Source organism: Actinoplanes sandaracinus (assembly GCF_030009775.1).
GTDB lineage: Bacteria > Actinomycetota > Actinomycetes > Mycobacteriales > Micromonosporaceae > Actinoplanes > Actinoplanes sandaracinus.
Genome location: NZ_JASCTH010000043.1, coordinates 1 through 20,774, shown reverse-complemented (window position 1 = coordinate 20,774; position 20,774 = coordinate 1). Strand labels below are relative to the sequence as shown.

19 protein-coding genes and 2 pseudogenes are annotated in these 20,774 nt (G+C 69.8%); 16 read left to right on the top strand and 5 right to left on the bottom strand.

The genetic code is table 11. The features are described 5' to 3' along the window. The first annotated feature begins 1 nt into the window (after position 1). From QLQ12_RS42595 to QLQ12_RS42585, 3 genes are all read left to right on the top strand, one after another. Positions 2 to 391 carry a cupin domain-containing protein gene (locus tag QLQ12_RS42595; RefSeq protein ID WP_282766761.1) on the top strand — a complete coding sequence of 130 codons (390 nt, stop codon included), beginning with the start codon at positions 2 to 4 and terminating at the stop codon, positions 389 to 391. Positions 392 to 597: 206 nt separating this feature from the next. Further along, a complete protein-coding gene (locus tag QLQ12_RS42590; RefSeq protein ID WP_282766760.1) occupies positions 598 to 1,077 on the top strand; it encodes a MarR family winged helix-turn-helix transcriptional regulator in 480 nt (159 codons plus the stop codon). Between the two features lie 53 nt (positions 1,078 to 1,130). Beyond that, on the top strand, positions 1,131 to 2,216 hold the full coding sequence (locus tag QLQ12_RS42585) for an S-(hydroxymethyl)mycothiol dehydrogenase (RefSeq protein WP_282766759.1): 1,086 nt from the start codon (positions 1,131 to 1,133) through the stop codon (positions 2,214 to 2,216). Positions 2,217 to 2,311: 95 nt separating this feature from the next. Here the strand turns inward: QLQ12_RS42585 and QLQ12_RS42580 are convergent, their stop codons facing one another. After that, positions 2,312 to 3,412, bottom strand: a complete 1,101-nt coding sequence (locus QLQ12_RS42580) for a DNA polymerase ligase N-terminal domain-containing protein (protein ID WP_282766758.1) — start codon at positions 3,410 to 3,412, stop codon at positions 2,312 to 2,314. A 92-nt stretch (positions 3,413 to 3,504) separates the two neighbouring features. Between QLQ12_RS42580 and QLQ12_RS42575 the strand changes: the two genes are divergently transcribed. The 4 genes and pseudogenes from QLQ12_RS42575 to QLQ12_RS42560 all read left to right on the top strand — a co-directional run. Next, positions 3,505 to 3,705, top strand: a complete 201-nt coding sequence (locus QLQ12_RS42575) for a hypothetical protein (RefSeq protein ID WP_282766757.1) — start codon at positions 3,505 to 3,507, stop codon at positions 3,703 to 3,705. Between the two features lie 46 nt (positions 3,706 to 3,751). Next, a complete protein-coding gene (locus QLQ12_RS42570; protein ID WP_282766756.1) occupies positions 3,752 to 4,858 on the top strand; it encodes an FAD-dependent monooxygenase in 1,107 nt (368 codons plus the stop codon). A 112-nt stretch (positions 4,859 to 4,970) separates the two neighbouring features. Beyond that, positions 4,971 to 6,725, top strand: a complete 1,755-nt coding sequence (gene ctaD / locus QLQ12_RS42565) for an aa3-type cytochrome oxidase subunit I (RefSeq protein ID WP_282766755.1) — start codon at positions 4,971 to 4,973, stop codon at positions 6,723 to 6,725. Between the two features lie 620 nt (positions 6,726 to 7,345). Then, positions 7,346 to 8,563 (top strand): annotated as a pseudogene (locus tag QLQ12_RS42560) (MFS transporter); the annotation flags it as partial. 2,712 nt (positions 8,564 to 11,275) lie between these two features. On the opposite strand, the gene QLQ12_RS42555 reads toward QLQ12_RS42560, so the two are convergent. From QLQ12_RS42555 to QLQ12_RS42545, 3 genes are read right to left on the bottom strand one after another with little or no spacing between them, the layout of a single operon-like run. Continuing rightward, complete coding sequence (locus tag QLQ12_RS42555; RefSeq protein WP_282766754.1) at positions 11,276 to 11,779, bottom strand: GNAT family N-acetyltransferase; 504 nt, start codon at positions 11,777 to 11,779, stop codon at positions 11,276 to 11,278. Further along, on the bottom strand, positions 11,769 to 12,347 hold the full coding sequence (locus tag QLQ12_RS42550; protein WP_282766753.1) for an isochorismatase family protein: 579 nt from the start codon (positions 12,345 to 12,347) through the stop codon (positions 11,769 to 11,771). Before QLQ12_RS42550 ends, QLQ12_RS42555 begins: the two co-directional genes overlap by 11 nt. Positions 12,348 to 12,356: 9 nt before the next feature. Next, the gene (locus QLQ12_RS42545) at positions 12,357 to 13,643 is read right to left on the bottom strand and encodes a nicotinate phosphoribosyltransferase (protein WP_282766752.1); all 1,287 of its coding nucleotides are present in this window, start codon (positions 13,641 to 13,643) and stop codon (positions 12,357 to 12,359) included. 118 nt (positions 13,644 to 13,761) lie between these two features. Here QLQ12_RS42545 and clpS point away from each other — a divergent pair, with 118 nt between their 5' ends. The 5 genes and pseudogenes from clpS to QLQ12_RS42520 all read left to right on the top strand — a co-directional run bounded on the left by clpS (position 13,762) and on the right by QLQ12_RS42520 (position 16,512). Then, positions 13,762 to 14,052: an ATP-dependent Clp protease adapter ClpS gene (gene clpS, locus QLQ12_RS42540; RefSeq protein WP_282766751.1), complete on the top strand. Its 291-nt coding sequence runs from the start codon at positions 13,762 to 13,764 to the stop codon at positions 14,050 to 14,052. Positions 14,053 to 14,097: 45 nt separating this feature from the next. Then, the gene (locus tag QLQ12_RS42535; protein ID WP_282766750.1) at positions 14,098 to 14,598 is read left to right on the top strand and encodes a DUF2017 domain-containing protein; all 501 of its coding nucleotides are present in this window, start codon (positions 14,098 to 14,100) and stop codon (positions 14,596 to 14,598) included. 62 nt (positions 14,599 to 14,660) lie between these two features. Then, positions 14,661 to 15,157 (top strand): annotated as a pseudogene (locus tag QLQ12_RS42530) (Mov34/MPN/PAD-1 family protein). A 59-nt stretch (positions 15,158 to 15,216) separates the two neighbouring features. Then, the gene (locus QLQ12_RS42525; protein WP_282766748.1) at positions 15,217 to 15,531 is read left to right on the top strand and encodes a MoaD/ThiS family protein; all 315 of its coding nucleotides are present in this window, start codon (positions 15,217 to 15,219) and stop codon (positions 15,529 to 15,531) included. 15 nt (positions 15,532 to 15,546) lie between these two features. Further along, positions 15,547 to 16,512 (top strand): PLP-dependent cysteine synthase family protein, encoded by a 966-nt coding sequence (locus tag QLQ12_RS42520; protein WP_282766747.1) that lies wholly within the window; start codon positions 15,547 to 15,549, stop codon positions 16,510 to 16,512. A gap of 18 nt (positions 16,513 to 16,530) precedes the next feature. Here QLQ12_RS42520 and QLQ12_RS42515 read toward each other — a convergent pair whose 3' ends face one another. Next, positions 16,531 to 16,905 carry a hypothetical protein gene (locus tag QLQ12_RS42515; RefSeq protein ID WP_282766746.1) on the bottom strand — a complete coding sequence of 125 codons (375 nt, stop codon included), beginning with the start codon at positions 16,903 to 16,905 and terminating at the stop codon, positions 16,531 to 16,533. 273 nt (positions 16,906 to 17,178) lie between these two features. Here QLQ12_RS42515 and QLQ12_RS42510 point away from each other — a divergent pair, with 273 nt between their 5' ends. The 4 genes from QLQ12_RS42510 to rdgB all read left to right on the top strand — a co-directional run bounded on the left by QLQ12_RS42510 (position 17,179) and on the right by rdgB (position 20,588). Beyond that, on the top strand, positions 17,179 to 17,925 hold the full coding sequence (locus QLQ12_RS42510) for an MBL fold metallo-hydrolase (RefSeq protein ID WP_282766745.1): 747 nt from the start codon (positions 17,179 to 17,181) through the stop codon (positions 17,923 to 17,925). A gap of 66 nt (positions 17,926 to 17,991) precedes the next feature. After that, on the top strand, positions 17,992 to 19,239 hold the full coding sequence (locus tag QLQ12_RS42505; RefSeq protein ID WP_282766744.1) for a glycosyltransferase: 1,248 nt from the start codon (positions 17,992 to 17,994) through the stop codon (positions 19,237 to 19,239). A gap of 9 nt (positions 19,240 to 19,248) precedes the next feature. After that, entirely contained in the window at positions 19,249 to 19,977 is a 729-nt protein-coding gene (rph, locus tag QLQ12_RS42500) for a ribonuclease PH (protein ID WP_282766743.1), read from the top strand. Then, positions 19,974 to 20,588, top strand: a complete 615-nt coding sequence (rdgB, locus tag QLQ12_RS42495) for an RdgB/HAM1 family non-canonical purine NTP pyrophosphatase (protein ID WP_282766742.1) — start codon at positions 19,974 to 19,976, stop codon at positions 20,586 to 20,588. Before rph ends, rdgB begins: the two co-directional genes overlap by 4 nt. The last annotated feature ends 186 nt before the right edge of the window (positions 20,589 to 20,774 follow it).

Here is a 20,774-nt window from a genome sequence, read left to right as displayed (position 1 = left end):
CATGGAGCACTTCACGATTGCCACCGTCGCGGAGACGAACCCCGATTTCCGGCGAGTGCTGTGGACCGGCAAGCACACCCAGCTCGTGATCATGACGATCCCGCCGGGCGGCGAGATCGGCGAAGAGGTTCACGAGGTGGATCAGATCCTGACCTTCGTCAGCGGAGTCGGCAAGGCCGTCGTCTCCGGCCAGACCCGCAAGGTCGCGCAGGGTGATCTGGTGGTCGTGCCCGCCGGACGGACGCACAACTTCCTCAACGAGGGCCCGAACCCGCTGGTCCTCTACACCGTTTACGGCCCGCCGGAGCACGCCGACGGCGCCGTGCACAAGACCAAGGAAGAGGCGGACGCTCTCGAGGAAGCGGGCAAGGACGAGCCACCCAGCAAGTAGAGAACCCGTCTAGGTACACGACGCCGGAACCGGCCGAGGCCCCCCAGCCAGCCGGTTCCGGCGCCGTGTCGGGGTTAAAGTCCCCGCACAGCCTACCCGCCGAGGTTCACGGAAGTCGATCGAATCGATGGGCCATCCGTAACGCCTTGGCTGGATCTCGCTGTCCGGTCACCACCGTAGCCGTCGATCGCCACTAACCTGCCAGGATGGACGAGCCTCGGTGGTTGACCGATGAGCAGCAGAACGCATGGCGGCACGTGGTCGAGGTGCTCGTCCGGATTCCCGCCGCGCTCGAGGCTCAGCTCCAGCGGGACTCCGGCCTGACCCACATGGGCTACCTGGTCCTGATGACCCTCTCCGAGCGCCCGGACCGCCGCCTGGCCATGAGCAAGCTGGCCAAACGGGCCAGCGCGTCGCTGTCCCGGCTCTCCCACGTGGTGGCCCGGCTGGAGGAGAAGGGCTGGGTGCGCCGGGAACGAGACGCCGACGACGGCCGGGTCCAGATCGCCGTGCTCACCGACGCCGGCTGGGACAAGGTCGAAGAGGCGGCGCCCGGCCACGCCGAGGCCGTCCAGCAACTCATCTTCGACCGGCTGAGCACGGCACAGGTCCGGCAGTTGACCAAGGTGGCCGAGGCGCTGCTGGAGACACCATTGGAGGTCCGTTCCCGCCCCGTTCCGCGCTGATCGGTGGCAGGGTTGTCCTCATCGGACGAGACGACGGTGAGAGGTGCGTGCGGATGAGCCAGCGGGTGCGGGGCGTGATCGCCCGGGAGAAGGGCAAGCCGGTCGAGGTGGCCACCATCGTGGTGCCCGATCCGGGGCCGGGCGAGGCGGTGGTGAAGGTGCAGGCCTGCGGGGTCTGCCACACCGACCTGCACTACCGCGAGGGCGGGATCAACGACGAGTTCCCGTTCCTGCTCGGCCATGAGGCGGCCGGTGTCGTCGAGGCCGTCGGCGACGGCGTCACCGACGTGGCGCCCGGCGATTTCGTGGTGCTCAACTGGCGGGCCGTCTGCGGAAACTGCCGGGCCTGCCTGCGCGGAAAGCCGTGGTACTGCTTCGCCACCCACAACGCCGCCCAGAAGATGACGCTGGAGGACGGCACCGAGTTGTCCCCGGCCCTCGGTATCGGCGCCTTCGTGGAGAAGACGCTGGTCCACGCCGGGCAGTGCACGAAGGTCGACCCCTCAGCCCGGGCCGCGGCGGTCGGCCTGCTCGGCTGCGGGGTGATGGCCGGCATCGGCGCGGCGATCAACACCGGCGGCGTGACCCGCGGCGACTCGGTCGCGGTGATCGGCTGCGGCGGTGTCGGCGACGGCGCGGTGGCCGGAGCGGCCCTGGCCGGCGCCACCACGATCATCGCGGTCGACACCGACGACCGGAAACTGGAGTGGGCGCGCGGCTTCGGCGCGACCCACACGATCAACGCCCGCGAGGCCGACGTGGTCGAGGCGGTCCGCGCGCTGACCGGCGGCAACGGGGCCGACGTGGTCATCGAGGCGGTGGGCCGGCCGGAGACCTACCGGCAGGCCTTCTACGCCCGCGACCTGGCCGGCACCGTGGTGCTGGTCGGGGTGCCCACCCCCGAGATGACCCTGGAACTGCCGCTGCTCGACGTCTTCGGCCGCGGCGGGGCGCTGAAATCCAGCTGGTACGGCGACTGCCTGCCCAGCCGGGACTTCCCGATGCTCACCGAGCTCTACAAGCAGGGTCGGCTCGACCTGGACGCGTTCGTGACCGAGGAGATCACCCTGGACGGGGTCGAGCAGGCCTTCGGGCGGATGCACGCCGGTGACGTACTCCGCTCGGTCGTGATCTTCTAAGCCGGGCCTTCCCGGCGGCCCCGGTGTGAGCCGGGGCCGACCGGCCGGCGGGGAGTTCGCCTTCGAGGTGGCGCGGGTGTGGCAGCCGGTTCCCGTCACACCTCGACGGTCTGCCACAGCCGGCTCCGGCGGCCCAGCAGATAGGGCGAGTCCAGGCGTTTCGCGACGATCCCCGGCAGGCCCTGGGCGCGCGCCGCCTCCCACGCGAACTCCCCGCCGCCGGGGAAGAACGGTGGCGTCTGCCAGTTCGGCCCGGACAGTGACAGACCCTCCAGCAGCTCGCGGCGCTCGGCGTAACGGACCAACTCCACCGTCGAGTGCCCCTCCAGCCACAGCAGGTCGTACACCAGGAACTGCACCGGCGTCCGTTCCGCGGCCCGCCGTGCCGCGGCGGAGTCCTTCGGCGCGCCGCGCCGGGCCAGCAGGCCCGGATCCGGGCGGGGGCCGGCGAAGGCGACGACCTCACCGTCGAGCACGGCCTCGACCGGCGCGAGCGCCGGGCCGAGCGGCCGGATCTCCGGATACCACGAGGTCACGTCGGTGCCGTCACCGTCCGCGAGCCGCACTCTTCCGCCTGAGACGTACGCGAGGACGCGGCGCCCGCCCCAGCTCATCTCGTACCCCCAGTCGGCGTCGTCCGGCGGGAGCGCCGCGGCTCCGGTCGCGAGCATCGGCGCCACCGCGTCCGGCATCGGCTCCCAGCCCGGCTCGGCCGGATCCATCCGGCGGACCATCCAGTCCCGGCCACCGGTCTGGAAGAAGACGTACCGCCCGTTGGTCCGCTCGCCGTGGAAGGTGACGCCGATCTCGTCGTCGCGCCACTTGTCGGCCTCGTACGTCCCCCGGTCGAAGATGGTCATCCGGCCGCCGCCGTACTCGCCGGCCGGGATGTCACCGGCGAAGTCCAGGTACTCCAGCGGGTGATCCTCGGTGTGCTTCGCCAGGTTGTTGCGGGCCTGCTGCCGGGGCAGGCCGCGCGGCACCGCGAAGGAGACCAGCACGCCGTCCCGTTCCAGGCGGACGTCCCAGTGCAGGCTGCGGGCGTGATGCTGCTGGATGACGAAGCGGTGCTGTCCTTCTTCTTCCGCCTGCCGCCGGCCCGGCTGCCGCCGGTCTGTCTGTCGTGGGACGGGCACCGGCTCCGGGGTCCGGCGGGCGTCCCGCTTGCGCCGGTACTCGTCGAGGCGGTCGGTCATACCTGGATTGTCTGCCCGGCGCCGGCGGGAAATACACCGATGTAATTAGATGGTCAGCCGAAAGTGTCGTACCCCGGTGGTTGGCTGTCGTCATGGTCACTTCCACCGTCTTCGGGGCGGCGCCGCGTTCCCTGCACCGCTTCTACCGCCGCCGCCGGGCCGTCGCCCTGGCCCGGGCCGGGCGTGCCTTCGCGACAGCGCTCTCCGCGGAGCGGGCGGCACCGGAGACGGTGGCGTACAAATCGGACCTCGCGCTGATCGTGGGTGTTCCCCCGGCCAGTGGCGGGGGGTAGTCTTCTGGCTCCGGCGCGTATCCATCGATAAGAAAGCGTTGGTGTGATGAGCTTGCGCATCCTCGTCGTGGGCGCCGGCATCGCCGGCCTGGCTGCGGCCCGGGGGCTGCGCATCGCCGGTTTCCGGCCGGAGGTCGTGGAGGCGCTGCCCGCCACCGTCGTTCCCGGCGCCGGCATCCATCTGCCCGGCAACGCGTCGCGCGCCCTGCGGCTGCTGGGCCTCGATGTCCCGCTGCGCCCACTGGGCGATCTGATCTTCCGGCAGGTGTTCCTCGACACCCGCGGCCGCGAGCTGTTCGAGATGGACGCGGCAGGGCTCTGGGCCGGCGTCGGGGAGTCCCGCGCCCTGTCCCGCGCCGACCTCCAGCAGGTCCTGCTCACCGGCGTGGGCGGCGAGGTGCGCTTCGAGACCGAGGTGCGCGACGTGCAGATCGTCGACGGCGCCGCCAAGGTCGAGTTCTCCACCGGCGGCATCGCCGAATATGACCTGGTCATCGGCGCTGACGGGCGGCGCTCCCTGATCCGTGACAAGGTCGGGCTGGGTGGCCCGGCCGTGCCGACCGGGCAGATCGTCTACCGCTCGGTCGTCACCGGTGGTCCTCCGCTCACCGACTGGACGGCGGTGCTCGGCCGGCGGTCGTCCTTCGTCGTCATGCCGATGGGTGGCCGCAGGCTGTACTGCTACGCCGACGAGACGGCGCCGGACAGCCCCAGCCCCGAGGACCCGATCGAGAGGCTGCGGGACCTCTTCGGGGCGTTCGGCGGCCCCGTTCCGGCCATCCTCGACAAGATCGAGAAAGTGCAGGTCGCCCGGACCGACGAGGTCGTGCTGCCGGCCTGGTCGAAAGGCCCGGTCGTGCTGGTCGGCGACGCCGCGCACGCCACCGCGCCGACCCTCGCGCAGGGCGCCGCCATGTCCTTCGAGGACGGTTACGTTCTCGGTCAGGAGCTGCGGTCGGCGGCCGGTGACATCCCGGCGGCCCTTCGGGCGTATGAACAGCGGCGCCGCCCGCGGTGCGCCGAAGTGCGCGAGCGGACCAGGGAGCGCGACCGCGCCCGCGACGTTCCGCCGTCCCTCAGGGACCCGATGCTGCGCCGTCGAGGGCTCCGCATCTTCACCGATCACTATCGGGCGCTGGTGACTCCGGTCTGACGTTTGGTCACCCCGCGACGGCCGAACGTCGGTGGGGGACTATTCTGCCACCGAGGTACGCCCGATCTTCGGGGGAACCCGAGAGGGACGAACGAGACAACGGAGGCAATTCGTGACGACCGTTGCGCCGTCGCCGATCGCGACCCGACCATACCCGGTGCGACGGCAGGTCAAGGGTTCGGCGTTTGCTCGGATCCTGCGCACGACGGACGCGAAGCAGATCGGGATCATGTACATGATCACGGCCTTCGTGTTCTTCCTGCTGGGTGGCCTGATGGCCCTCCTGATGCGCGCCGAGCTGGCCCGGCCGGGCATGCAGATGCTGTCACCGGAGCAGTTCAATCAGCTCTTCACCATGCACGGCACGATCATGCTGCTGTTCTTCGCGACGCCGATCGTGTTCGCGTTCGGCAACTACGTCGTGCCGATCCAGATCGGCGCGCCGGACGTGTCGTTCCCGCGGCTCAACGCTTTCGCCTACTGGCTCTACCTGTTCGGTGGCCTGATCACCATCGGCGGGTTCGCCACTCCGGGTGGCGCGGCTGACTTCGGCTGGTTCGCCTACACGCCGCTGAGCAACTCGCTGCACTCGCCGGGCGTCGGCGGGAACATGTGGGTGGTCGGCCTGGCCATCTCCGGCCTGGGCACGATCCTCGGCTCGGTCAACCTGATCACCACGATCCTGACCCTGCGGGCCCCGGGCATGACCATGTTCCGGATGCCGATCATGACCTGGAACATGCTGGTCACCGCGCTGCTCGCGGTCATGGTCTTCCCGTTCCTGGCGGCCGCGCTCTTCGCTCTCGCCGCCGACCGCGTCCTCGGGGCCCACGTCTTCGACGTGGAGACCGGCGGGCCGATGCTGTGGCAGCACCTCTTCTGGTTCTTCGGCCACCCTGAGGTCTACATCATCGCGCTGCCGTTCTTCGGCATCATCACCGAGGTCATCCCGGTCTTCAGCCGCAAGCCGCTCTTCGGCTACAAGGGCCTGGTCGCGGCGACCCTGCTGATCGGCGCGCTGTCGATGAGCGTGTGGGCGCACCACATGTTCGCCACCGGCCAGGTGCTGCTGCCGTTCTTCAGCTTCCTGAGCTTCCTGATCGCGGTCCCGACCGGCATGAAGTTCTTCGTCTGGATCGGCACCATGTGGCGCGGTCAGATCAGCTTCGAGTCGCCGATGCTCTTCGCGGTCGGCTTCATGGTGACGTTCCTGTTCGGTGGTCTCTCCGGCGTGCTGCTCGCCTCGCCGCCGATCGACTTCCACGTCTCCGACTCGTACTTCGTGATCGCCCACTTCCACTACGTGCTCTTCGGCACGATCGTGTTCGCGGTGTTCTCCGGCATCTACTTCTGGTTCCCGAAGATGTTCGGCCGGATGCTCGACGAGAAGCTGGCGCGAGTCCACTTCTGGCTCACGATGATCGGCTTCCACGGCACGTTCCTGGTGCAGCACTGGCTCGGCACCCAGGGCATGCCCCGCCGCTACGCCGACTACCTGCCGGCCGACGGGTTCACCTTCCTGAACACGTTCTCCACGATCGGCTCGTTCATCCTCGGCCTGTCGACGCTGCCGTTCATCTACAACGTGTGGAAGTCCTACAAGGTCGGCAAGGTCGTCACGGCCGACGACCCGTGGGGCCACGGCAACTCGCTGGAGTGGGCGACCAGCAGCCCGCCGCCGCTGCGCAACTTCGACCGGATGCCGCGGATCCGCTCCGAGCGGCCCGCCTTCGACGTGAAGTTCCCCGAGCTGGCGGCCGGCCAGACGATCGCCGGCCCGCCGGAAGGCGGCGCCCGGCCGCTCTCCTCGGAGTCGGACGGCGGCGCCACGTACAGGGAAGACGTGGCTGCCGACCGCGATCGCTGATCGCCTCGCAGGACAACAGAACGGCCCGCACTCTCCGGAGTGCGGGCCGTTCCGCATCCCAGCGCGGCGGCTGCATCCCCGCGCCGCCGATCGTGTGCGTCTGGTGTGACCCCTGGTCGTGGTGGGTCGGTTGGTTCTCCGCGCGGCCGGGCGCGTGTGGTGTGACATCCGGTAGTGGTGCGGCCGTTGGTTCTCCGCGCGGCCGGGCGCGTGTGGTGTGACATCCGGTAGTGGTGCGGCCGTTGGTTCTCCGCAGCCCGGCGCCTTCGCTGTGACGGCGAGTCGTGGTGCGGCGGTGGGTTGGCCGTGTAGGTGGTCGTCAGTGTCCGGTGATGTCCGTTGAGGTGCGCCCGCTGGCTCCCGCGCTGAACGGTCATCGGCGTTTCCTGTGATAGCCGTCCCATGCAGGGAAATCACCCCGGTGGCACGGTGACGAGACGTCATTGATCAAGGCCTGAGCTGCGGTGACGGCCAATTCTCCGGTCAGCACTGGCCACCAGCCGGCGGTGTGATGCGGCGCTCGTCACAGGGTCGGCGCGGGGGAGGCGTCGGGGCTCGTAACCGGTTGGCGTCGTGTCATACCCCCACGGCAGGATGTGTGGTGGAGGTCAGGATCCAACATGTCACTCACGCCTTACCGCGAAACACTCGCCCTGCCGAAGATCACGTCACTGCTGGTGGTCGCCACGCTCGCCCGCGTGCCGATCGCAGCTGCCACCGTGGTGCTCACGCTGCACGTCGTCGAAGGGCTTCACCTGTCCTACGGCGCGGCCGGCCTGGTCGGTGCGGCCACGACGATCGGCGGCTCATTCGGGGCGCCGGTAATGGGCCGGCTCGTCGACCGGCTGGGGCTGCGGCCGGTCCTCGTCCTGACCACGGTCGCCGAGGTGATCTACTGGGTGGTGGCGCAGGCGTTGCCGTACTGGGCTCTGCTTCCGGTCGCCGCGGTCGGCGGGTTCCTGGCCCTGCCCGCCTTCTCCGTGGCCCGGCAGGCGATCGCCGCCCTCACCCCCGAGTCGCACCGGTTGCCCGCCTTCGCCCTCGACTCGATGACCACCGAGCTGTCGTTCATGGCGGGCCCCGCCCTCGGCGTGCTGATCGCCACGACCGCCGGTTCCCGCGCCGCCATGCTCACCCTGGCGGTCGGCATCCTGCTCGCCGGGGTCGGCCTGTGGCTGCTCGACCCACCGGTCCGGGCCGCCCACGAGGCCCCCGTCTCCAGCGGTGAGCGGGTGCCCCGGCGCAGCTGGCTCAAGCCCCGGTTCGTCGCCGTCCTGGCCGTCACGATGGCCGCCACCCTGGTCCTCGCCGGCACCGACGTCGCCGTGGTGGCGGTGCTGCGTGACTCCGGCCAGCTCGAGTGGGCCGGCCTGGTCCTGGCACTCTGGGCCTTCTTCTCCCTCCTCGGCGGCTTCGTCTACGGCATGAACCGGCGCGGCGGCCTGCCCGCGCTGGCCCTCTTCGCGCCGATGGCGCTGCTCACCATCCCCGTCGGCCTGGGTCACAGCCACTGGGCGTTGCTGGCCCTGCTGCTGATCCCGGCCGGCTCCCTCTGCGCCCCCACCATCACCGCAAGCTCCGACGCCATCAGCCGGATGATCCCCGCCAGCGCTCGCGGCGAGGCCATGGGCATGCACAACTCGGCCCTGACAGTCGGCATCGCCTGCGGCGCCCCGCTCGCCGGCCTGGCCATCGACCATGGGGGCCCGGCGTGGGGCTTCGTCGCGGTGGGCTCGGTCGGCGTCCTGGTCGCCCTGCTGGTCCTGCCCGTCGAACTGCGCCATCGCCGCGCCACCCCACCCCCGTCCACCCCGTCGCCTTCGGCGGCCCCTGCCAGCCGTTCGACTCCGGCTGCTTCGGTCAGCGGTTCCGCGTCTGCTGCTTCGGTCAGCGGTTCCGCGTCTGCTGCTTCGGTCAGCGGTTCCGCGTCTGCTGCTTCGGTCAGCGGTTCCGCGCCTGCTGCTTCGGCCGGCCGTTCCGCGCCTGCTGCTTCGGTCAGCGGTTCCACGCACGCCACCCCCGCCAGCGACTCCACTCCGGCCCCCTCTGAGACCCCCGCCACCCCTGCCACCTTGGGCCCCGCTGTCACCTCGGTCGCCGCCGCCTCGGCTCCCGCGGCGGACTCCGCCAAGTCACCTGACGAACTTCGGTAGTTCTTAGCCGAATCACCTCGGCGGGCTCCGGCAGTTGTTGGCGGGGCGTCGCTTTGGCGGTGGGAATCGCTCGGAAACGGCGTGAACGGCCGGCAACCGCGCGTCCAATGGCTTCTCGGGTGAGTTGATCTGCTGGCCGTGCGGAAGCGCTGTCTCACGTCCGTTTTGACCGCGAAATCGCACGGCCAGCAGATCAACAATCGGCGTGAGCGGCCGCGGCCACGGGAAGCACCCGAACTCGGTGGATCGTGGCGGCTATGCCGGCCGGCCGTGAGTGCTGCCTCGATCCGCTCGGGACCGCACTCATGACCAGCCAGCGGAGGTCGGACTGGCTGCCGCCGTGCGCCCGGGGACGGACACTCCCTGGCGGGTTACGGCAGGCCTTGGCCGGTTCACCGTGACGGGCCCGGCAAGCCATGTCCAGGATCACCTGCTGGGCCCGGCGGTCCCGACCGTACTGTGCGGTCGGCCCGAGAGCGGCCTGTCGATCCACACCGCTGTCCGCCGTCGCGATCTTGAGCGCTCCCCAGCCGTTTCAGCGATCTTGGTGCGGTGGCCACCTGAAACGGTGGTCGTCGCACCAAGATCGTGACTGGGGCAACCGTCGTGTCGGTTGCGGTTGCGTCTGAGGGCTTCTAGCTAGCCTCGGGCCTCGCGGCGGGCCCCGGCCGGATCGTGTGACGGGGTGGGGTCGCGTCTTGGGTGGGCTGCGTGACGGGGTGGGGCCGCGTCTTGGGCGGAGTGCGTGACGGGGTGGGGCCGCGTCTTGGGCGGAGTGCGTGACGGGGTGGGGCCGCGCCTTGGGCGGAGTGCGTGACGGGGTGGGGCCGCGCCTTGGGCGGAGTGCGTGACAGGGTGGGGCTGCGCCTTGGTGAGACTGCGTGACGAGGTGTGGCTGCGTCTGGGCCGGATCACCTTACGCCTCCCGTAGCGACCGGAGGATCTCAGCGGGTGCCGACTTGTGTCGTGCGGGCGGCCCTCGGGAGCAGCTTGCTGGTCTCATATCGCGCTCCGCCCCGCGTCAATCTTGAAGCGCTCCCCACCCATTCGATGATCTTGGTGCGGTGGCCACCTGAATCGGTGGTTGGCGCATCAAGATTCCGGCTGGGATGGCCGTCGCACGGGTTGCGGCCGACTCCGGCGGGCCTCGTGGGCTCGGCGGCAGGGTCCGGTGTCGGGTACAGGCAGGGGCTCGGCGGCGGGATTCGGCTCGGCGGCGGCGTTCGGTAGGGCTCGACGGCGGACCCCGGTAGGGCTCGGTGCCGGGCCTCGGTAGGGCTCGGTGCCGGATCCCGGTAGGGCTCGGTGACGGACCTCGGTAAGGCTCGGTGTCGGGCTGGGTCGCGGTTCGGCCGGACCGCGTGACGGGCCTGGCAAGCCGTTTGGCTGGCTCACCTGACGCCTCCCAGCGCCTCGCGGCGGGTGCCCGACCCGCGTTGGGCGGCCGACACCTCGGAAGTGGCCTGCCGGATTCATATCGCGGTCCGTCAGTCGCGGTCGTGAAGCTCTCGCCCCGGTGCAGCGACCTTGGTGCGGTGACCACCTGAATCGGTGGTCGGCGCATCAAGATCTGGCTGGGATAGCCGCCGGATGGCCGTGGCCAACTATGGAAGCCTTCGGCGGGCCGCCGCAGGGCTTGGCTGGACCGCGTGACGGTGTCGGGCAAACCTTGGCTGGACTGCGGGCCCCTGACGTTTCGCGGCTACCCGAGCGCCTCTCGGCGGCTGCCGACACGCGTGGGTCTGCCGGCACGCGTGGGTTTGCCGGCACATCGGAAGCGGCTTGCCGGATTCGAATCGAGGCCTGACAGTCGCGATCTCGAAGTACTCGCCACCGGTGCGGCGACGGTCACGTCCACCGAAGTGTTGTATGACCTGGAATTTCCAAACGAAAGACGCGGCGACCTTGGTGCGGTGGCCACCTGAATCGGTGGTCGGTGCATCAAGATCACTGCTGGGGCGACCGTCGGATTGACGGTGGCTGTGGTGGCTAGAGAAGCGGCACGTCCTTGGTTCGCTCGGGAGACAGGGCAGCCGCGGTCGGTGCTCCACAGCCTTGTTGGGCGACGTCGCCAGCGGTGCGGGATGCCGGGTGATGCGGTGGCTGTCGCGAGGGGCGAGGTCCTCGAGGGCGGGAGCCGTGGTGAACGGAGTCGGGGTCCTCGAGGGCGGGAACCGTGGGGAAGGAGGTCGGGATCCCCGAGGGCCGGAACTGCTGGGTAGGAAGCAAGCCCGGGTTGGCGCGGTTTCCTGGTGCGTGCCGTGGAAGCGGCAGGCCGGGTTCTCGAGGCTCCCGGTGGGTGACGTGTGGAAGCGTCAGGCCGGGTGGCGACGCTCCTGGTCAGTGACGTGGGGGCGCCAGAGGGGGTGTGGGGTTTCTGGTGGGAGAGGTGGGGCGTCAGGCTGGGGTGTCGAACTCCTGGTACATGACGTGGAGGCCGACCCGGCCGTGGACCGGATGGTCGAAGGATCGGGGAACCGTGCCGATCACCCGGAACCCTTCGCGCTCGTAGAGCGAAACCGCCGCCTCATTGGTCTCGACCACGGCGTTGAACTGCATGCTCGCGTACCCGCGCTGTTGCGCCCAGTCGACGGCGAACCGGCACAGTGCGGTGCCCACACCGTGGCCGCGGGCGGTGGCGGCGACCATGAAGCTGGCGGTGGACACGTGCGCGCCGGGCCCGGGGCGGTTGGCGCCCATCTTGGCGGTGCCGACGACCCGGCCGTCCGTGACGGCGACGACCGTCAGGCCGGGTGGCCGCTCCATCCACATGTCGTGGGCGGTGGCGGCTGTCATCGCCGGGTCGTACGGAAACGTCTGCCCGTCCTCGATCACCTGCTGGATGATCTCCCACACGGCGGGCCAGTCGGACTCGGTGACGGGCCGGATCTCAGGCGTCAACGACGGGCTTCCCGGTCATCGCCACGGAGGCGGCGCGGAACTGTTCGAGGGCGGCATCGGTGCTGGCCCGGGCCACGCCGGCGGTGAGTTCCAGCAGCACGGTGGTGGCGAAGCCCTCGGCGGCGGCGTCGAGCGCGGTCGCGCGTACGCAATGGTCTGTCGCGATGCCCACGACCTCGACCTCAGTGACTCCCTTGGCCCGCAGCCACCCGGCGAGGGTTTCCCCGGACTCGGTGTGGCCTTCGAAGCCGGAGTACGCGGCCTTGTGCGCGCCCTTGTGGAAGACCGCCTCGATGCGGCCGGTGGCCAGTTCGGGGTGGAAGTCGGAGCCGGTGGAACCGGCGACGCAGTGCGCCGGCCAAGTGTCGACGAAGTCGGGGTGGTCGCTGAAGTGCGAGCCGGGGTCGACGTGGTAGTCCTTGGTGGCGACCACGTGCTCCCAGCGGTCGCCGGCTTTGTCGAGCACCAGCGAGATGCCCTTGGCGACGGCAGCGCCGCCGCCGACCGGCAGTGAGCCGCCCTCGCAGAAGTCGTTCTGCACGTCCACGATGACCAGCGCGCGTGACATGGGAACCCCCTAGACGGTGGGAACGATGACGACCGGGATGGCGGGATCGCCGGCGGAGAGCTTGAGGCCCTCCCACGGGATGGAGATCAGGGCCTGCCGCAGGTGCTCACGTGCCTCGGGCAGGCCGGGGGTCTCCAGCACCTCACCGGCGGCGACGTAGGTGCGTTGCAGCAGCCGGTCGTTGGGCTGGTGGTCGGGCACCCCCTGGGAGTAGATGATCTCCTCGATGGCGGTGCCGGTGGGCTTGTGCCGGCGGATCGCGGTCTTGCGTCCGCCGACGGTGGCCTTGTTCTCGGAGCGCTTGACCACCGGGCGGCCCTCGACCTCGACCAGCTTGTAGACCAGGTTGGCGGTGGGCGCGCCGGAGCCGGTGACCACGGCGGTGCCGGCGCCGTACATGTCGACGGGCTCGGCCGCGAGGGTGGCGATCGAGTACTCGTCCATGTCGCCCGAGACGATGATCTTCGTCTCGGTGGCGCCGAGCGAGTCCAGCAGCTCCCGGGAGTGCTGCGCCAGCACCGACAGGTCACCCGAGTCGATGCGGATGGCGCGCAGGTCCGGCCCGGCGACGGCGATCGCGTTGCGGATGCCCTGGCTGATGTCGTACGTGTCGACGAGCAGCGTGGTGTTCTTGCCCAGCGCCGCCACCTGCGACCCGAAGGCGGTCGGCTCGTCGTCGTGCAGCAGCGTGAACGCGTGTGCCGAGGTGCCGGTGGTCGGGATGCCGTAGGCCCGGCCGGCCGCGAGGTTCGACGTCGAGGCGAACCCGGCCAGGTAGGCGGCCCGGGCGGCGGCGACCGCCGCGTGCTCGTGGGTGCGCCGCGAGCCCATCTCGATGATGGGGCGCCCGCGGGCCGCGGTGACCATGCGGGCCGCGGCGGCCGCGATCGCGCAGTCGTGGTTGAAGACCGAGAGGATCAGCGTCTCCAGCACCACGCACTCGGCGAACTTGCCGGACACGGTCAGGATCGGCGAGCCGGGAAAGAACAGCTCACCCTCGGTGTAGCCCTCGATGTCGCCGCCGAAGCGGTAGGTCGCCAGCCAGTTCGCGGTGTCCTCGTCGATGATTCCGGCCGACCGCAGGAAGTCGATCTCGCCGGGTTCGAACCGGAAGTCGCGGATCAGCTCGATCAGGCGGCCGGTGCCGGCCACCACCCCGTAGCGTCGTCCGGTGGGCAGCCTCCGGGCGAACACCTCGAAGACGCAGTTCCGGTCGGCGGTGCCGTCCCGGAGCGCGGCGCTGATCATGGTCAGCTCGTACTGGTCCGTCATCAGAGCCGGCGCGATGGTCTCCACGTCCCCACCCTATTGCGCCCATGGCCCACCTGTCCGCCGTGGGGCTCGACGCGGCCGCTGACCTGCGGTTCGATGGCTGGTTCACCGGTTCGCCGAATCCGGTGGCACCATGGTGGGCATGGCGTTGCCTCAGGTTGCTCCCGTCGAGACGCCGGAGATTCAGGAAGTACCGGCCGAGGATCGGCCGTGGGTGACCATCGTCTGGGACGACCCGGTCAACCTCATGTCGTATGTGACCTGGGTCTTCCAGAAACTCTTCGGCTACAGCAAGGAAAAGGCCGAGAAACTGATGATGGATGTACACACGAAAGGCAAGGCGGTGGTCTCCATCGGCGCGCGGGAGCGCATGGAGATGGACGCTAATCAACTGCACGGATACGGTCTCTGGGCCACGGTCGACCGGGGTTGACCGTCGAGGAGTCCCGGCAATTCGGCAATCGGGTGGGGAAAAAAGATGTTCCGACGCAGCGGTGGACACTGTGTTGCCACGTTCGCGCACGACGAGGTTCGGGTCCTGCGTAAGGTGGCCGCCGAGGTGGTCGGTCTGCTGACCGAAGGGATGGACCACACCGATCCGGTGGTCTCCCGCCTTTTCCCGGACATCTATCCGGACCGGCCGGAGGACTCGCAGGAGTTCCGCCTCTACACCGAGGGCGATCTCAAGACCAGCAAGATCGACCAGGCCGGTGCGATCCTCGCGGCCCTGCCCGACGAGGGCGAGGGGGAGGTCCGGCTCGACGGCGAGGCCGCCGACGCCTGGCTTCGGGCGATCAACGACGCCCGGCTGGCGATGGGCACCAGGCTGGAGATCCACGCCGAGACGGATCTGGGCGACGAGTTGGACCAGGCCGTGCTGGAGGACGCCGGTTCGAGCCGGGTGTTCCAGCTCTCGGTCTACGCGTACCTCGGCTACCTGCAGGAATCCCTCCTGAACGCGCTGCCGGAGATCAAGTAACCGTCACAGGTGTGTGCACCGCCACCAGCCGGGTGCGGAAATGCCACGGTAATGTGAACCCCGTGCTGACCATCGACCGTGCGATCGTCGACGCGATCGTCGCTCACGCCCGCCGGGACCACCCCGACGAGGCCTGCGGCGTCGTCGCCGGCCCGATCGGCAGTGACGTGCCCACCCGGCACATCCCGATGGACAATGCCGCGCGTTCGATGACCTTCTACGAGTTCGACTCGATGGAGCACCTGCGGGTGTGGCGCGAGATGGACGATCTCGACGAGGAGCCGGTGGTCATCTACCACTCGCACACCGCGACGGAGGCCTACCCGTCCCGGACGGACATCTCCTTCGCCGGCGAGCCGAACGCGCACTACCTGCTCGTCTCGACCCGCGAGCCGGACTCCGAGGAGATCCGCTCGTTCCGTATCGTGGACGGCGTGGTGACCGAGGAAGAGGTCAACATCGTGGATGCGACGGTGAAGGCGTGATTTCCGCAGCTGTGCAGTCGTACATGTTCGGGCAGAGCCCGGCGTCGGTCTTCTATGAGTGTCGCTGCCGGTAACGCGACCGATCGACCGATCCCGCCCGTTCACGTTCGACTTCTCTAGGAGAAATACAGCCATGGCCATCGAAGTTCGCGTCCCCACCATCCTGCGCAGCTACACCGGCGGTTCCAAGATCGTCGAGGGTGCCGGCGACACGCTCATCGAGCTGATCGACGACCTGGACGCCAAGCACAACGGCCTCAAGGGCCGGCTCATCACGCCTGAGGGCGGCCTGCACCGGTTCGTGAACATCTACGTCAACGACGAGGACGTCCGCTTCCTCGGCGCGCTCGACGCGAAGGTGAAGGACGGCGACTCGGTCACCATCCTCCCGGCCGTTGCCGGTGGCGCGCTCGGCTTCGCCGCGGCCGCCGCCCTTCTGGGTAAGTAACAGGGGGCTGCCGACATGGCTCGTTACGAGAGCCTGCTGGACGCCTGCGGGGGCACGCCGCTCGTCGGCCTGCCCCGCCTCTCCCCGGCGGTGCCCGACGGGGCGCCGCCGGTGCGGCTCTGGGCCAAGCTGGAGGACCGCAACCCGACCGGCAGCATCAAGGACCGTGCCGCACTCTTCATGGTGCGCGCGGCCGAGGAGTCCGGGCATCTGCGCCCGGGCGACACCATTCTGGAGCCGACCAGCGGAAACACCGGCATCGCCCTGGCCATGGTGGCCAAACTGCGGGGTTACCGGCTGGTCTGCGTGATGCCCGAGAACGTCTCCGCCGAGCGGATCCAGATGCTCCGGATGTACGGCGCCGAGATCATCCACTCACCGGCCGCGGGCGGCTCGAACCAGGCCGTCGCGACCGCCAAGCAGATCGCCGCCGAACACCCCGACTGGAAGATGCTGTTCCAGTACGGCAATCCGGCGAACGCCCGCGCGCACTTCGAGACCACCGGTCCCGAACTGCTGCACGACCTGCCCACGATCACGCACTTCGTGGCGGGGCTGGGCACCACCGGCACGCTCATGGGCACCGGGCGGTTCCTCAAGGAGAAGGTCGAGGGCATCCAGATCGTCGCGGCCGAGCCGCGTTACGGCGAGCTGGTGTACGGCTTGCGCAACATCGACGAGGGCTACGTGCCCGAGCTGTACGACGCCACGGTGCTGGACCGCCGTTTCTCGGTCGGTACCCGCGACGCCGTGTTGCGGACTCGTCAGCTGGTCGAGGTGGAGGGCATCTTCGCCGGTTTCTCCAGCGGGGCGATCCTGCACGCGGCGCTGGCCGTGGCGCACGAGGCGGTCAAGGCCGGCAAGCGGGCCGATGTGGCGTTCGTGATCGCCGACGGTGGCTGGAGATACCTGTCGACCGGCGCCTACGGCGGCACGCTGAACGATGCGGAAGAGGCTCTCGAAGGCCAGTTGTGGGCCTGACCGCTCGACGGTGACGGCTCAGTAAGACAGCGCCACCAGGATGTCGGCGACCATCGGTGGGGCCGCGGCCAGCAGCAACAGCCAGGGCAGTGTGCGCTGGTGGATGGCGAGAACCGCGGCCACCACCGGCGCCACGCTCAGCATGGTGAGTACCGCGAGCGCCGGTAGGTACCACATCGGCGCTCCGCCGAAGACCGCCACGACGGCGTAGAGGCCGACGCCCACACCGCAGAGCCCGAGCCCGGTGCCGTAAACGGCGACGGCGAACATCCGTGCGGCGCCGGGCGCCGGGTCGTCGGGGGCGGGAAAGCGGAAGACGGCTGGTTCCTCCGTCCACGGCATCGCCGCCGGGGCCACGATGCGGGTGGTACGGGCATGCTCGAGCGCGGTCACATCGCCTCCGTTTGATGATCTTCGGAGCATTCACACTGAGCAACGCCGGTGGATCACCGGACGTGACGGTGCAAAGGTGATGAGCCAGGTCATCAACGCTGTGACGTGCGTTGTCGATTTAGCGACAAATCGATCAGTTGTTAACGCCAGGCAGTGGTCGCGGCGTACGCTTCGCACCGTGATTGACTGGTCAGACAAGTCCGGCACGGACCGGTCGGTCGGGATGGGGACGGCGTGGAAAACGCCCACCGAGTGTGAACCAGAGGGATCCGGATGCGACTAACCGTTCTCGGTTGTGCCGGCAGCTTTCCCGGCCCCGAGTCGGCGTGTTCGGCCTACCTCGTGGAGGCTGAGGGGTTCCGGCTCCTGATCGACTTCGGTTCCGGGTCGCTGTCGGCGTTGCAGCGGTACTCGGACATGCGTCGCATCGACGCGATCCTGCTCACCCACCTGCACTGCGATCACATGCTGGACGCGTGCACCTATGTGGTGGTGCGCCGGTACGACCCGGCCGGGCCGCTGCCGGCGCTGCCGATCTACGCCCCGCTGGGCGCGGCCGAGCGGATCGCCGCCGCCTACAGCACCGAGGGCGAGCCGGTCGACGATGTCTACACCTTCTACGGTCTGCAACCGGGCACGTTCCCGATCGGCCCGCTGACCGTCACCGTCGACCGGGTCAACCACCCCGTCGAGACGTACGGCGTGCGCCTGGAGCACAACGGCCGGGTGCTGGCGTACTCGTCGGACACCGCGCCGTGCGAGTCGTTGCTGCGACTGGCCGCGGGCGCTGACCTCTTCCTGTGTGAGGCGAGTTACCAGGACGGTCTGGTCAACCCGCCTGACCTGCACCTGACCGGCGGTGAAGCCGGTGAAGCGGCGACCAAGGCCGATGTGCGAAAGCTCCTGTTGACCCATCTCGTACCGGCATGGGCCAGTGAGGCCTCTATTGTGGAAGCTGCCACCGCAGCCTATGCCGGACCGGTCGAAGTCGTCCGTCCCGGCGCCAGTTACGATCTCTGAGCCGGTCCGGGGGGCAACATCGGCTCAGTATCGCCGCACTACGTGTCGTGACCTTGGAGCTGTTGCATGCGCATCGTTCGCCTGGCCAACTTCGTCACGGCACACACCGGTGGCCTGCGGACGGCTCTGCGTGAGCTGGGCCTCGGCTATGAGGCCGCCGGGCACGAGGCGGTTCTGATCGTTCCCGGTCGTCACCACTCGGACAAGATGACCAAGCAGGGCCGGGTCATCACTCTGCCCAGTGCCCCGTTGCCGCGGACCGGCGGTTATCGCGTGCTCGCCGGCCGGCGTGAGCTGTCCAGGCTGCTGGACAGCCTGGAGCCGGACCGGATCGAGGTCTCCGACCGCACCACGCTGCGCTGGACGGGCGACTGGGCCCGCAGGCGTGGCGTCCGGTCGATGATGGTGTCCCACGAGAGCCTGGCCGGCCTGCTCGGGGTGTGGGGCATGCCGAAACGTGACGCCATGGCCGACCTGCTCAACCGGCGTACCGCCGAGGCGTTCGACACGATCGTCTGCACCACGGCGTACGCCGCCGCCGAGTTCCGCCGCCTGAGCGTGCCGAACCTGGTGGAGGTGCCGCTCGGTGTCGACCTTGAACTCTTCCATCCCAGCAAGATGGACGGCGCGGTGCGGTCCCGGTACGCCCGGTCGGACGAGCTGTTGATGGTCTACTGCAGCCGGCTCTCCGCCGCCAAGCGGCCCGAGCTGGCCGTGGACACGGTGGCGTCGCTGCGTAACGGCAAGGTGCCGGCGGTGCTGGTGATGGCCGGGGACGGGACGCGGCGGACCGCGCTGGCGTACCGCGCGGCCCGGCTCCCGGTCCGCTTCGCCGGGCACATCTCCGAACGCCAGGCCGTCGCCTCGCTGCTGGCGAGCGCCGACGTGGTGCTGTCGCCCGGTCCGATCGAGACGTTCGGTCTGGCCACGCTGGAGGCGATGGCCTGCGGCACGCCCGTGGTGGTGAACGAGCAGAGCGCCCTGCCCGAGGTGGTCGGCGACGGCGGGGTGTCGGTGCCCGGGACGGCCGAGGCCTTCGCCGAGGCGGTCAGCCGGCTGATGGAGCGGCCACGGGTGGAGCGCCGTGGGGCGGCCCGTGCTCAGGCCGAGAGATACGGATGGGCGAAATCGGTCGAGGGTTTCCTGCGGTCGCACCGGGCGCTTCCGGCGCTCGGGGCGGTGTCCGCGTCGGCGCTCCTCCGGCCGGCGGTGCCCTTCCCGGCGTACCTCGAGGGGGTCCCCGCGCCTCGCCGGGTGAACGTGCCGGGCCGTGAGGCCGGGGCGGACGAAGCCGGCGCCGCCCGCTACGCATAGGGTTGGGTCATGGCGCGTCCCGACGGCCGTACGGCCGACCAGCTTCGACCGGTGACTCTGACCCGGCACTGGAGTATCCACCCCGAAGGCTCGGTGCTGGTGGAGTTCGGCAACACCCGGGTGCTGTGCACCGCGAGCGTCACCGAGGGGGTCCCCCGGTGGCGTAAGGGGTCCGGCCTCGGCTGGGTCACCGCGGAGTACGCGATGCTCCCGCGTGCCACGAACACCCGCGGCGACCGGGAGAGCGTCAAGGGCAAGGTCGGCGGGCGGACCCAGGAGATCTCCCGCCTGATCGGCCGCAGCCTGCGCGCCTGCATCGACCTGAAAGCGCTCGGCGAGAACTCGATCGTCCTCGACTGTGACGTGCTCCAGGCCGACGGCGGCACCCGCACAGCGGCGATCACCGGCGCCTACGTGGCCCTGCATGACGCGGTCACCTGGCTGGCCGGGCGCAAGGCCCTGGCCGGCAAGGTGGACAAGGTGCTGCACACCTCGATCCAGGCGGTCAGCGTCGGCATGTTCGACGGCGAGGCGCGCCTGGATCTGAACTATGAAGAGGACGTCGCCGCCGGAGTCGACATGAACATCGTCTGCACCGGTGAGGGCGACTTCGTCGAGGTGCAGGGGACGGGGGAGAACGGCGTGTTCCGCAGGGCACAACTGGACGCCATGCTCGACCTCGGCGTGCTCGGCTGTTCCGAGCTGGCCGCCGCGCAGCAGAAGGCTCTGGCCGCGTGAGCGCGCGACTGCTCCTCGCCACCGGCAACAAGAAGAAGCTGGCCGAGCTCCAGCGCATCCTCGACGCCGCGCTCGGCCGCGCCCAGATCGAGCTGGTCGGCCTCGGCGACTTCCCCGACTATCCGGACGTGCCCGAGACCGGCCTGACCTTCGGCGAGAACGCGCTGATCAAGGCCCGTGAGGGCGCCAAGCGCACCGGTCTGGCCACGGTCGCCGACGACTCGGGCATCGCGGTGAACGCGCTCAACGGGATGCCCGGTGTCTTCAGCGCCCGCTGGTCCGGTAAGCACGGCGACGACCAGGCCAACCTCGACCTGGTGCTGGCCCAGATCTCCGACGTGGCCGACGAGCAGCGCGGCGGGGCCTTCGTCTGCGCGGCGGCGCTGGTGCTGCCGAACGGGCGCGAGCACCTGGTGGAGGGCCGCCAGACCGGCCGGCTGCTGCGCAGCCGGCGCGGTGAGGGCGGCTTCGGTTACGACCCGATCTTCGTCGGTGACGGCCAGGACCGCACGAACGCCGAGCTCAGCCCCACGGAGAAGGACGCCATCAGCCACCGCGGCAAGGCGTTCCGTGAGCTGGCGAAGGTGATCGCCAAGGAACTGCCTCGCTGACCGGCCCGGGCCTGTTCTCGATACCGAAGGTATGTGGCCGGGACGCGGGCGGGGCCGTTCCCGTCAGGCTGCTCGTGTGACATGGGCGGGCAGGGTCTTGGCGGTCTTGGCGGGGTGGTGTGCGAGGGTGCCGGCCGGTTGGTGCCGGGTGTCGGGGGCCTGGGTGGTGGTGGCGGCTTCGGTGCG

What these genes read in the sequence shown, in the direction of transcription:
- rph (WP_282766743.1), top strand. Translation starts at nt 19,249, where the DNA reads ATGGCGCGTCCCGACGGCCGTACGGCCGACCAGCTTCGACCGGTGACT.
- QLQ12_RS42580 (WP_282766758.1), bottom strand. Translation starts at nt 3,412, where the DNA reads ATGACCGACCGCCTCGACGAGTACCGGCGCAAGCGGGACGCCCGCCGG.
- clpS (WP_282766751.1), top strand. Translation starts at nt 13,762, where the DNA reads ATGGCGTTGCCTCAGGTTGCTCCCGTCGAGACGCCGGAGATTCAGGAA.
- QLQ12_RS42550 (WP_282766753.1), bottom strand. Translation starts at nt 12,347, where the DNA reads ATGTCACGCGCGCTGGTCATCGTGGACGTGCAGAACGACTTCTGCGAG.
- QLQ12_RS42595 (WP_282766761.1), top strand. Translation starts at nt 2, where the DNA reads ATGGAGCACTTCACGATTGCCACCGTCGCGGAGACGAACCCCGATTTC.
- QLQ12_RS42535 (WP_282766750.1), top strand. Translation starts at nt 14,098, where the DNA reads ATGTTCCGACGCAGCGGTGGACACTGTGTTGCCACGTTCGCGCACGAC.
- QLQ12_RS42570 (WP_282766756.1), top strand. Translation starts at nt 3,752, where the DNA reads ATGAGCTTGCGCATCCTCGTCGTGGGCGCCGGCATCGCCGGCCTGGCT.
- QLQ12_RS42590 (WP_282766760.1), top strand. Translation starts at nt 598, where the DNA reads ATGGACGAGCCTCGGTGGTTGACCGATGAGCAGCAGAACGCATGGCGG.
- QLQ12_RS42585 (WP_282766759.1), top strand. Translation starts at nt 1,131, where the DNA reads ATGAGCCAGCGGGTGCGGGGCGTGATCGCCCGGGAGAAGGGCAAGCCG.
- QLQ12_RS42510 (WP_282766745.1), top strand. Translation starts at nt 17,179, where the DNA reads ATGCGACTAACCGTTCTCGGTTGTGCCGGCAGCTTTCCCGGCCCCGAG.
- QLQ12_RS42520 (WP_282766747.1), top strand. Translation starts at nt 15,547, where the DNA reads ATGGCTCGTTACGAGAGCCTGCTGGACGCCTGCGGGGGCACGCCGCTC.
- QLQ12_RS42575 (WP_282766757.1), top strand. Translation starts at nt 3,505, where the DNA reads ATGGTCACTTCCACCGTCTTCGGGGCGGCGCCGCGTTCCCTGCACCGC.
- QLQ12_RS42525 (WP_282766748.1), top strand. Translation starts at nt 15,217, where the DNA reads ATGGCCATCGAAGTTCGCGTCCCCACCATCCTGCGCAGCTACACCGGC.
- QLQ12_RS42505 (WP_282766744.1), top strand. Translation starts at nt 17,992, where the DNA reads ATGCGCATCGTTCGCCTGGCCAACTTCGTCACGGCACACACCGGTGGC.